Origin of the sequence: Paenibacillus dendritiformis (genome assembly GCF_015845845.1) — a bacterium.
Lineage (GTDB): Bacteria > Bacillota > Bacilli > Paenibacillales > Paenibacillaceae > Paenibacillus_B > Paenibacillus_B dendritiformis_C.
Genome location: NZ_LDIG01000184.1, coordinates 1 through 11914, shown reverse-complemented (window position 1 = coordinate 11914; position 11914 = coordinate 1). Strand labels below are relative to the sequence as shown.

Below are 11914 nucleotides of genomic sequence, written 5' to 3'. Positions count from 1 at the left end.
CCGAAACAGAGCTAAACGGATTCAGCTAACGGGTTCTTACCGTCATCTGCAAAAGTTACGAACCCGCTGTGAGCATGTGTTTGCTGAAAGCAAAGTTGCGCATGGCATGGATCGTGCACGGAGCCGCGGACTCGACTGCATGCAAGAACAGGCGCTACTGACGGCGATCGTTCAAAATCTGAAAAGACTATGCCGGTTTGGGAAAAAGCGATCTCGAACTGGTATGTCGGCATGCCAAAAAACGAAATCCGTGATGACAGAGGCGTTGTCACGCCTACTCATTTCAGCGCTGGCTGAGTTGTTTTACTCGTTTTGCATGTCCATCAGACGGCTACAACTGCACTAATTCACCGGACTTTTAAAGTTATTGATAAAATCGACAAAAATCTACATGCGTGTTTTCACAGGTCAATGCCGATCAGCCATAGGGAAAAACTGCGTCAGGTCTCGAACAGGAGCAGGTAGCGCAGAACGAAGCAGCGACCTTTTTCCATAAAACGGGTTAAGCGCGAGCGAATCTTGAAAATCGTCAATCGATAATGAAAACGGTATATTGTCGGCTTGTTCGCTCATCTCCTATGCTGAGGGAGGGGAGGATTTCCACTTGCAGGAAGGGGATGATGAACTAATGAACGTCGTTTTGAAAAGATGGGCGAAGGTCCGGCGCGTGACGGCGGTCTGGCTTGCTCTGCTGCTGATTGTCGGCTGTCTTCCGGCATGGCCGGCGCAGGCGGCTGCGGGAACGGCGGAAGCAGCGGAGTTCGATAAGCTGCGCGCGCGTTGGGTGGAGTTTTTGACCGGGGGGACGGCTTATGATCCGGCGGACCCGGATATTGCGTCCGCGATCGAAGCGCTAAGCTCGAATGTCTCCAATGCGGAAGGGAGCGGGCTATGGGATCGGATGAATAAGGGAGCGGGCCGCGCCTATTTGTGGAGTGATCTGCAGGGCACCGCTTCGGATCGGATGTCGGCGGGATATGTGCGGCTGAAGCAGATGGCGCTCGCTTATTCGACGTACGGCTCGCCGCTGTACCGGAACGAGGAGCTGAAGCGGGATATCGTCGGCGGTCTGGACTGGATGTATGCGAACCGCTATAACGAGAACAAAAGCGAAACCGGGAATTGGTGGGATTGGGAGATCGGTACGCCGCAACATCTGAATGATACCGTCGTGCTGATCGTGCCGGACCCGACGCGGCGGACGAATCTGCCCAGCCTTGTCGAGACCGGGGCGACCCGGCTGGATAAGGCGCTCGTCGTTATTATTCGGGGCGCGCTGGAGATGCGGAGCGAGAAGATCGAGCAGGGCCGCGACGCGATCAGTCAGGTATTCGATTATGTGACCCGGGGGGATGGATTTTATAAGGACGGCTCGTTCATTCAGCATGTCAATATCGCGTATACGGGGAGCTATGGCGGCGTGCTGCTCAATGATATGGGCAAGCTGCTGACCGTGCTGGCCGATTCCCCGTGGGCGATCACCGACCCGAAGCTGGAGCATGACTACAACTGGGTCGCAGATTCCTATGATCCCCTCGTCTATCGGGGCAAAATGATGGACATGGTGTTCGGGAGAGCCCGGTTCCGCAGCTTCGAGAAGAAGAACCCGCCGTTCACCGGCATTCTGCGGATGGCGCGGTATGCGCCGAAGGAGATCGCGGACGATTTCAACGGGATGGTCAAAAATTGGATTCTGTCCGATTCGACGCGGACCCGTCCATATGACGGGTTGGGGGTGGCGGACATTGTGCTGCTTCGCTCTGTCATCGACAATCCGGATATTCCTCCGCATCCCCAGCGGATTGGGCATACGACCTTCGCCGGCATGGACCGGATATCGCATCTGCGGGAGGATTATGCCTTCGGCATCGAGATGTCTTCCTCGCGAATCGCCAATTATGAGAACAGCATCAGCGACAGCGTGACGAGCTGGCATATCGGGGAAGGGATGACGTTCCTGTACAACGCCGATGCGCTGCAGTTCAACGATGGCTTCTGGCCGACGGTGAATCCGTTCCGGCTGCCGGGCACGACCTCGGACGGCGCGCCGCGCCGGTCTCCGAAGACGACGTCGAAATCATGGGTCGGCGGCACGTCCATCGACGGGCTGTATGGTGCGGCGGGTATGGATCTGAATCCGGATAACAGCACGCTCGCCGGCAAAAAATCATGGTTCCTGTTCGACGATGAGATCGTCGCCCTGGGCGCGGGAATCCACAGCACTGATAACCGGGAGATCGAGACGATCGTAGAGAACCGCAAAATCAACGCCAATGGAGACAATGCGCTGACGATTAATGGAGAGACGCAGCCGGCGCAGCTTGGCTGGTCCGATACGGTGGAGGGCGTCCGATGGGCGCATCTGGAAGGCAATGTTCCGGGAGCCGGTGTCGGTTATTACTTCCCGAATCCGGCTGCTGTCACCGGGCTGCGAGAAGCCCGCACCGGCGCGTGGAGCAGCATTAATCAGGGCGATTCTGCGGCCCCGATTACCCGCAATTATGTCAGTCTCGCGCTGGAGCATGGAACGAAGCCGTCGGACGCTGCCTACTCCTATGTGCTCCTTCCTTATAAGGATGCGGCCGCGACGGAAGCGTACAGCGCCCGGCCGGACATCGAGATAATCCGCAACTCGGCGGATGTTCAAGCGGTGAGGGAGACGCGGCTTGGCTTGACTAGGGCGAATTTTTGGCAAGCGGGCACGGCCGATCTGGTGCGCAGCGAGCAGCCGGCGTCGGTGATCGTGAAGGAAGAAGGCAACGAGTTGACGGTGTCGGTGTCGGATCCGACGAAAAACCAGGGCAGCCTGATGCTTGAGATCGGCAAGCCGGGATTCGAGGTGCTGGCGCAATCGGACACCGTGACCGTCCTGCGCACTTCGCCAACGATTCAATTGAAGGTGAATGCCGCCGGGTCGCTGGGGACGGCGCATCGGGTGAAGCTGACGTATGATGCGGAGGCGCCGGTTTATTTTCCGCCGGTTCAGGAAGAGCAGTTCGCTCCTCTTGCCGACACCTTCGTATGGGATGGCGCCAATGCCAATACGAACTTCGGCAGCTCCACCTACCTGGTGGCGCGGAACGGAGGCAGCGGCTTCAAGCGTCAGACGTTTTTAAAGTTCGATCTGGGCGGCTACACGAGCGAGGTGAATGCCGCTAAATTGTGGGTGTACGGCAGTACGGATTTGCCGGGAGGCGTCAGTGCTTTTGCGGTAGCGGACGACAGTTGGACGGAATCGGAGGCGACCTGGAACCGGAAGCCTGCGCTCGGCCAGAAGCTGGATACGGCCTCCTTCGAAACGGCTGCCGGGTGGAAAGCGTTCGAGGTGACTTCCTTCGTTCAATCGGAGCTGTCCGGCGACGGGATCGTCAGCATCGGTATCGATACGGCCGATAACCGCTATGCGAGCAGAACAGTAGGGAAGCGGCGGAGAACCAGCCGTATTTGCAGGTGCTGTCCTGCGGGAAGGATACGGCGCCGCCAGTCACGTCCGATGATGCTGATGATGAATGGCACCGGACCCCGGACGGTCAACTTATCGGCAGCCGATGAAGGGAGCGGGTATGGAAGACGGTGGCGAGTACAGCATTCAGGTTCGGGCTTCGAACCGGGCCGGGAATGTGACCGAGGCCGTCTACTCTGTCCGCGTCGTTATCGACATCATGCATTTGGAGCAGGCGGTCATGGCGAAGGGGCAAGCATATTTCCGAGCCGTTCGCCGACTTGCTGCTGCTTGATCTTCAATATGTCAAACCGCAGCAAAATAAATAGCATTTCACAGGAAAAGCATGCAGAATCTCCTGCCGAGGGGCTGCATGCTTTTATCGTGCCTTGGGGAGAAGTAATGAGCATGGAAGAGGAATACTGAGAACGGAAGTATACCTTTCATGTTTTTGAGGTATAAATCGGGTTTGTGAATTCTGGTTATCGGGCATATATTGTACTTATAATTTAAAAGGAGTATAAATGGAGCGTGATGAGATGGATGTCGTTCATATCGCCGATTTGACGAAAAGACACGGGAAACAGCGTGGGATTGAGCAGCTTCATCTAACGGTGAGGCAGGGAGAGATGTTCGGATTTATTGGACCAAATGGCGCCGGGAAGTCTACAACGCTGCGCACCTTGATGCAGTTGATCCAACCGACCTCCGGCACGATCGAGCTGTTCGGGCAGCGGGTGGATCGGGAGCGGCCCGATCTGCGCCGACGGATAGGCTATTTGCCTTCGGAGGTGCATTTTCACGATGATCTGACAGGGATGGAGGTGCTGGATTTCTCGGCGCGGGTGCATGGCAAGCGGCTGAAGGAGACGCCGGCGTTGGCCGACGCCGAACGGCTCGGCCTGGATGTGCGCAAGCGGGTGAAGTCGTATTCGCTGGGCAACCGCAAAAAGCTGGGCATCGTGCAGTGTTTGCTCCACCGGCCGGAGCTCATCGTCATGGATGAACCGACATCCGGTCTTGATCCGCTGATGCAGCATACGTTTTTTGATATGCTGCGGGAGCATAATGAGCGCGGGGCGACGGTGTTCTTCTCGACGCATGTGCTGAGCGAGGTGGAGAAGCTGTGCTCCCGCGTCGCCTTCATCCGCGACGGCCGCATTCTGCGCGTGAGCGAGGTGGAGCGGATTCCGGGCAAGGATCAGCGCATTGCCCATATCCGCTTCCGGCAGCCGGGCAATCAGATCGAGGCGTATCATCTGAATGCGCTCGATCCCGGGGCCTCCTTCGACGGAACCGAGCACCGTCTTACGCTGCGGCGGCCGCTGCAGGCCGCTTTGCGGCAGTTGTCGGCTTACGATATCGATGATATCCGCATCGATCAGCCGACGCTGGAGCAGTTGTTCATGGCGGAATACGAAGGGCCGGACGCCGCCGAACGGAAGCGTCCCGCCGGCGGAGAGGAGGGGGAATAATCATGCGCGAGCTGTTCCGATATGAATGGCGCACGAACCGGAGAAGCTTCCTCATCTGGACGCTGATTATCGTGCTGTTCCAGACGATGTTCGCCGGGTTCGGCGATCTGTATATGAGCAATGAGGATATGCTGAAGCTGCTGGAGCAGTTCCCGCCGGCGCTGCTGGAAGGCTTCGGCCTGCATCCCGAATTGATGACCAGCTTCGAAGGCTGGATGGGGAGCGAGCCGCTGGTCTTCTATATGCTCCTCCTGGGAGCGTTCGCCGCGATCTGGGGCGCATCGGCCGGGGTGCGGGAACGCGATGCGGGGACGGCCGACTTCATGTATACGCTGCCGCTGTCGCGCGGCCGCATCTTTCTGGGCAAGGCGGCGGCTCATCTCTCGGGGGTGCTGATCATCGCGGCGCTGAGCTATGGGGCGACGCTCTTGTTCGGCAGCCTGTTCAGCACCGTAAGCGACCCGGGGATCCTGTTCCTGTATACGGCTGCCAGCGTGCTGACGGCGTTGGCTTTTGCGGGCATCGGCTATGCCTTGTCGGTCGTCGTCTCTTCGGAACGGGCGGGGATGGCGGTCAGCATTGGCATTGTGATTTTGTCCTTTCTCTTCCATCTGCTTGCCGGCATGCATGAATCGCTGTCCTGGCTGTCCCGGCTCAGCCTGTTCACCGCCTTCAGCGGCAAAGACCTGTTCCTGGACGGAAGCTTGCCATGGTCTCCGGTATTCATTACGATAGTGCTATACGCAGGGGGCTTGGCAGGCGGCCGGTGGTGGCTGTTCCGGCGGGATCTGTAGCCGGATGTCCCCTAGAAGTCGAGTGCTGCATGCGGCGCGAAGGAGGAGACTAGCGCAATGGCGAAGCGGAAAGCGGAAGCGATTCTGGAGGCGGGGCAGCGCTTGTTTTTTGAACGAGGCATTCAAGAGACGAGCATGGAACAGATCGCCGAAGCCGTACCGGTGGCGAAGATGACGATCTATAAATATTTTCAAAGCAAGGAAGGGCTGCTGGAGGCGATCATCGATCGCTTGATGGAAGAATCGTTCCAGCTCATGCAGACGGTCATGTCCGAGGCCAAGGACATTCGCGATTTGTTCGAGCGTCTGATGAATTACCGGGATTTCGATCAGATCTCGCCCTTGTTCATTTCCGATCTGGTCCAGTATTATCCGGCCATCTTCGCGAAACTGATGTCCTATCAGGAGAACCGGGTCATTCCCGCGTTCGAGGAAGCCTTGTTCCGCGGGCAGCAGGCAGGGCAGGTTCGTAAAGATCTGTCGCCCCATCTCATGGTGCTGTACATTTTGTCGATGAAGGAATTCATGTCCCAGCCCGGGCGGCTGGAGGGCGGCTTCGGCCTGCGCACGCTGGCGGAGCAGTTGATGACGATGCTGTGCCATGGCATTTTGACCGATCGGAACGTGAAGCAGGGAGAATAATTTATGTTCGGATCCTCATACTAATGACGTAATCTACGTACGTCAGGAGGAGCGACTGATGAAGGATCCGTATCCGCTGGGTCATGCGTTGACTCAGTTGTATTTGTCCCAAGAGCATACCCGGGGACAGGAGGAAGCCTCTGCCATGGAAGCGATGCATCGAGCAGAGGAAGCCGATGCTTCATTCGAGGGCGATCCCGATGCCATCAGTGACCATTTGCATGCAGGCATGTCTGACGGTACGTTGGAGACACATCAGATGGTACAGCGTTCTTACGGGCTGTACGATTGATGAATCGGCGGCTCTGCCTTGGCAGGGCAGCCGGGGGAAGGCCGCAGTTCCGCGCAAGCGGAGGCTGCGGCTTTGTCGTGTTGGCGGATGGCTTGAAGGATTGAATTCTTAACTGTCCTGGGTTGACACCGGGGCGAAGGCGGAGTACACTATGCTTTATAACATAGTAAATTAATCGGAATTATAAGATATGGGCTGCGCTTCGGGTTGTAGATCGGGTGAGTGGCGGGTGACTGGAAGAAGACCGGGGAACCGAGCGCTGCGCGAATGCCGGGGAACCAAAAACATTACGGCGGGAAAGGTGAGGAGAAGCGATGGAACGACATGTCGATATTCGGTGGCGGGATGAACGATTGGCCGCTACGATACATTATCCGGGAGAGCGTACGCCTTATGAGTTGGGCGAGGAGAAGCGCGTGCCGGTCACGATCATTTGTCACGGGTTCGTCGGGAGCCGAATCGGCGTCGACCGCTTGTTCGTCAATGCGGCGCGCCGGCTGGCGGAAATCGGCCATATCGTCATGCGCTTCGACTTCGCCGGCTGCGGAGAGAGCACCGGGGAGTACGGGCGGCTCGGGCTGGATGATATGATCGATCAGACCGGGACGGTGCTTGATTACGCGCTGGGGTGCGGCAATGTGGATCCGCAGCGGGTCACGATTATCGGGCATAGTCTTGGCGGGGCGGTCGCCCTGCTGACCGCGGTCCGCGATGTGCGGGTCAAGCGCCTTATTCTCTGGTCCCTCGTCGCCTATCCGTTCAACGATATTGTGCGCATCGTCGGCCGGGAACGCTACGATGAGGCGGTGACGCGCGGGCAGTCCGATTATTTGGGCTATACCTTTACCCGCACGTATTTCGATGCGCTCGGCAGGCATCAGCCGTTCCAGGAGGCCCCGAAGTTCAACGGCGACGTGCTGCTTGTGCACGGGACGAGCGACGATGTCATTCCGGCCGATTACAGCTTTCTCTATCAGAAAATATTCTGGATGCGGGGCGACGGACAGTGCGATAAGGAGATCGTCTTTCAGGCGGATCATACGTACTCGAGCGGACAGCACCGGGAGAAGCTGTTCGATTGCACGCTGCAGTGGCTGAAGCGATGGGAGCAGCGCCAGGAGGAATGGGCGAACTGGAGCATTTAACGCGGCAGCAGAGTACGTAAGGGCTGCCCACTTGAATTGATAACGGAGCAAGCGCGGATGCGCTGCTCCGTTTTTTTTGTCGTGGAATGGTGTGTCTGGTCGTTCGGCGGAGTCATTTCGAAGGGCAAAGCATAATCTATATACAAATCTCAAGAAGGGGACAGAAGCGGTCCCCGGACCGCGGCGATGAGGATTGAGCGAAGCGCAATGCGGCGCAGCCCCGGCCGGATTCGTCCAGTCCAGCGCGAAGCGGGAACTGCAAGCCGGGGAAGCGGGATCGGAGCAGCGATTATGTTCTGTGAGGCCGATCGAACGCTGATCCTTGCGCAAATGTATAAAGATCGGTATGACGATGAGGAAAAGAGCGGAAACTATACCCGATTGGAGAGTGGGAGTTGCCTTTCTATAGGGCGGCGGGCATGGACAGCTTGCGGATTGCCGCCCTTCCCTCCGGGTAATGGAAATAGAATAATGGAAAATAGCAGGAGCTGTAAATTTGCAATGAAAACGTTTCTTTCAAGCAGTTTTCGAAAAGTTGTGAAACTTGTCGAAAAAGCATGATTTATAGGCCTGGCTTCGGCTACAAGATTCGACAAATGGTCACTTTCCATTTACGTTTTCTTTACAAAACCACCGGGTCATGTGATAAGATATGTAAGGCTTGAAAAGTTTGCAGTACCACACATACGCAATATTGATTGCAAAGGAGATCGCGGAATGTTCAAGAAAAAGGACGTGTTTTTCGAAACGCTGCAAAATATGGCGGATACGCTCGTCCAGGCAGCGGAAACGTTCGCAAACGGGGTAGAAGATCTGCAGGATGTCTTATCGTTCACGAAGGAAATGAAGGAACTGGAAAGCAAATGCGACGTTTATACCCACACCATTTTGACGGAGCTCAACAAGGTGTTCATTACGCCGATCGAGCGGGAAGACATCATGGCGCTGACGACGGCGCTGGATGATGTTCTGGACGGCATGGAGGCCAGCGCTTCGCGTTTCGACATGTACCAATTGCTTGAACGGGACGAGATCGTCGTATTATTCGCCGATGTCATCAAGCGCAGCGCCTATGAGATTCAGAAGGCTATCCGCTTGCTCTCGGAAAAGAAACTTCTGGCTATTCGCGAGCACAACATTCGGGTCAACGAGCTGGAGAATGCGGCTGACGATATTTACCGCCGCGGCATCCGGGCTCTGTTCGCGGATGTGACCGATCCAATAGAACTGATCAAGCGCAAAGACATTTATGAGCGGTTGGAGCAGACGACCGACAGCTGCGAGGATGTGGCGAATCAGCTCGAATCGATCGTCATGCGGAATTCCTGATAACTGTCGTAGCATAGGCAAGCTAAGGTACGAAGGAGGTTGGGGATTGCGCGGACGCATCCGGCTGACGGCTCTGTGCAATCGTGAATAAATGGGAATGGATGTTAATTTTTGGGTCATCGGGATCGTGATCTTCCTGGCCCTGGCGTTCGACTTCATCAATGGCTTCCATGACACGGCGAACGCGATCGCCACGTCGGTCTCGACGCGGGCTTTGCCCCCGCGCGTGGCCATTCTGATGGCTGCGGTGATGAACTTCGCTGGCGCGTTGACCTTCACCGGGGTCGCGAAGACGATCGGGGGAAGCATCGCCGATCCGGCGCAGCTCGACAACGGGCTTGAGATTGTGACCGCCACGCTTATCGCGGCCATTATTTGGAACCTGGTCACCTGGTGGTTCGGAATTCCGTCTTCGTCCTCGCACGCGCTTATCGGCGCGCTGGCCGGAGCGGTCTTCGCGGGCGCCGGGGCCGACAAGCTCAATCTGAGCGGCTTCAACAGCATTGTTATTGGACTCATCATCTCGCCGATTATCGCATTCATCGTCGGTTACATCGTCATGACGATATTGAAATGGATATTCGGCAGGCGCAGTCCGCATACCGTGAATAAAGGGTTCCGCACCTGCCAGATTATCACGGCCGCCTTCCAATCGTTCACGCACGGCACGAACGATGCCCAGAAGGCGATGGGGATTATTACGTTCGCCCTGGTCGCCGCCGGCCTGCAGCAGGAGATGGAGGTTCAGACCTGGGTCAAGCTCGCGGCTGCCACCGCGATGGCTCTCGGCACCTCGATCGGGGGCTGGAAGATTATTAAAACGATGGGCACGAAGATATTCAAGATCGAGCCTATCAACGGTTTTGCCGCGGATTTATCGGCTGCATCCGTCATCATGTCCGCCACGCTTACGCATTTGCCAATCAGCACTACGCATGCGATTACCTCCGCCATTCTGGGGGTAGGCTCCGCGAAGCGGTTCTCGGCGGTTAAGTGGGGCGTGGCCGGGCGCATCGTGGTGACCTGGTTCATTACGATTCCGATCTGCGCGGGATTATCGATGTTGGTCCTCAAAATCATTGACTTTTTGTTCTATTAAAAAGGGGAAAAAGCCGGCTCTGTGGAGTCGGCTTTTTGATGTGCCTGGGAACTGCGCTTCCTGTCTGTGTTGACGAGTGCCGTTCGCGGTGCGGGGCTACCTTTTACGCCGTGGGGCGCTGCCCGTACGGCGGGCCGTCGATTTCCGGCGGTTGCCGCTTCCCGATCGGGGGCTGCCGCTCGAATATCTCCGTCGTCTGCGCGGTGCGGCGTCGTCACCGCCATCCGTGGTGCTCAGCTTTTTTCCACCTCCTTTGCCGGGCAAAAGGGTTCCCATGAACACTTTGGCCACCGGCATGATTTGTTGGACGCTGCTCATAATCTTCTGTACTTTGCCCATCGTATCGACGATGCCGTCGATGCCTCCGAGCTTGTCGATCATCGATTTGAGATCGCCCATGGAGAAGTTGCCCAGCAGCTTTTTGTCCGGCTGAGCGGACACCTCAATCGGCGTCTCGGCGACAGCATTGAACGGGACGATCGGCGCTTCCGGGTAAGGCGTATACCCGGACAACTCGGGATATCCAACAGGCAATCCGGGAGAAGGACTGTTGAAGCTCCGGGTGTTCATGCGGATGCCGGCGGGGCGGGCCCGGGCCTGATTCCGGGCCGCCCGCTCCCTGGCCAGGGGAGATGTGGAATGCATCGCATGGGGGCCGCGCATGCGAGGCACCGACATCAGCTCCACCGGATCCGGAATGCCAGGCCGCCCATTGCGGTGAGGTACTTTCATCTCATCACGACCTTTTCATAAAATCATCATGCGTGTTAAAAAGACGGCTGGAGATTGGATGTATGACTTTTTTCACGATCGTCATTTTTTGGATTGTAATTGGGGATAGGTTACTATACAGTATGTGGTAGGCGAACAACACGTGTGGACGATCGCCCGTGGGTGGACGCCCAATCCTTCATGTAAGCGCTGTTATGAATGCCTTTATTCATTAAAGCACGAACACGGTAACGCTTGAAAAGGCGATGTAAAGGCAGTACAATGAAATTACATGCGAAGAAGTAGGAGTGGATAAGGTTGCAATTGAAGAAATTGAATGATAAATCGATCGACCAGCTGTTTGAGGCGATTTTGACGCTGGAATCGCTCGAAGAGTGCTATATTTTCTTTGATGATCTGTGCACGGTGAATGAAATCCAATCCTTATCCCAGCGGCTGGAAGTCGCCCGGATGTTGGGCAAGGGCTGCACTTATAATCAGATTGAAGCGGAGACGGGCGCGAGCACGGCGACGATCTCCCGCGTGAAGCGTTGCTTGAATTACGGCAATGACGGCTATAAAATGACGCTGGAACGTCTGGGGCGCTAAGCGATGCGCTCGGGCCTGTTGGTGATTAGCCACGGTTCTCCCGACGGTTCTTGGGTTACACTGGTAGATGAAGCGATGGCGCAGGCGGCGTGGCCGGAAGGGGTGCCGATCGCTTCTTCTTTTTTGGATTGCGTGCCGGGGCGGACGATCCAGGACGGCATTGATGAGCTGGAGGCGCAGGGGGTGGATGCCATTGGCGTCATCCCTTTGTTCGTCTCGGGCGGAAGCACGCATGTCGATGAGATCGCCTATGCGCTCGGCGTCACTTCGGCGCCGCTCGCCGACACGAAGCTGGCGCCGTTCCGTCTGCGCGCGCAGGTGCGATACGGCCGCCCGCTGGACGGGGCGGCCTTGTTCGCCGCGCCTGGCGGCGGGG

General features: G+C 56.9%; 12 protein-coding genes. 11 read left to right on the top strand and 1 reads right to left on the bottom strand.

The genetic code is table 11. The features are described from left to right. The 9 genes from ABD76_RS19055 to ABD76_RS19015 form a co-directional block, all read left to right on the top strand. The coding region (locus ABD76_RS19055; protein ID WP_197253583.1) for a transposase at nt 1-346 on the top strand (346 nt) is incomplete at its 5' end. A gap of 282 nt (nt 347-628) precedes the next feature. Continuing rightward, complete coding sequence (locus ABD76_RS19050; protein ID WP_197258747.1) at nt 629-3868, top strand: polysaccharide lyase family 8 super-sandwich domain-containing protein; 3240 nt, start codon at nt 629-631, stop codon at nt 3866-3868. Nucleotides 3869-3966: 98 nt separating this feature from the next. Next, nucleotides 3967-4917, top strand: a complete 951-nt coding sequence (locus tag ABD76_RS19045; RefSeq protein WP_242069646.1) for an ABC transporter ATP-binding protein — start codon at nt 3967-3969, stop codon at nt 4915-4917. Between the two features lie 2 nt (nt 4918-4919). Next, entirely contained in the window at nt 4920-5711 is a 792-nt protein-coding gene (locus ABD76_RS19040) for an ABC transporter permease (RefSeq protein ID WP_197258746.1), read from the top strand. 57 nt (nt 5712-5768) lie between these two features. Continuing rightward, complete coding sequence (locus ABD76_RS19035; RefSeq protein ID WP_197258745.1) at nt 5769-6353, top strand: TetR/AcrR family transcriptional regulator; 585 nt, start codon at nt 5769-5771, stop codon at nt 6351-6353. A gap of 58 nt (nt 6354-6411) precedes the next feature. Further along, on the top strand, nt 6412-6645 hold the full coding sequence (locus ABD76_RS19030) for a hypothetical protein (protein WP_168182854.1): 234 nt from the start codon (nt 6412-6414) through the stop codon (nt 6643-6645). 314 nt (nt 6646-6959) lie between these two features. Further along, nucleotides 6960-7790 carry an alpha/beta hydrolase gene (locus ABD76_RS19025; protein WP_197258744.1) on the top strand — a complete coding sequence of 277 codons (831 nt, stop codon included), beginning with the start codon at nt 6960-6962 and terminating at the stop codon, nt 7788-7790. A 717-nt stretch (nt 7791-8507) separates the two neighbouring features. Beyond that, nucleotides 8508-9119: a DUF47 domain-containing protein gene (locus ABD76_RS19020; protein WP_168182856.1), complete on the top strand. Its 612-nt coding sequence runs from the start codon at nt 8508-8510 to the stop codon at nt 9117-9119. Nucleotides 9120-9216: 97 nt separating this feature from the next. Next, nucleotides 9217-10218: an inorganic phosphate transporter gene (locus ABD76_RS19015; protein WP_197258743.1), complete on the top strand. Its 1002-nt coding sequence runs from the start codon at nt 9217-9219 to the stop codon at nt 10216-10218. Between the two features lie 96 nt (nt 10219-10314). Here the strand turns inward: ABD76_RS19015 and ABD76_RS19010 are convergent, their stop codons facing one another. Further along, entirely contained in the window at nt 10315-10950 is a 636-nt protein-coding gene (locus ABD76_RS19010; protein ID WP_197258742.1) for an oligopeptidase, read from the bottom strand. A 297-nt stretch (nt 10951-11247) separates the two neighbouring features. Between ABD76_RS19010 and ABD76_RS19005 the strand changes: the two genes are divergently transcribed. Beyond that, on the top strand, nt 11248-11538 hold the full coding sequence (locus ABD76_RS19005) for a YerC/YecD family TrpR-related protein (protein ID WP_006678246.1): 291 nt from the start codon (nt 11248-11250) through the stop codon (nt 11536-11538). 3 nt (nt 11539-11541) lie between these two features. Then, nucleotides 11542-11914: sirohydrochlorin chelatase (locus ABD76_RS19000; RefSeq protein ID WP_275100833.1), on the top strand; the 373-nt coding region annotated here is incomplete at its 3' end.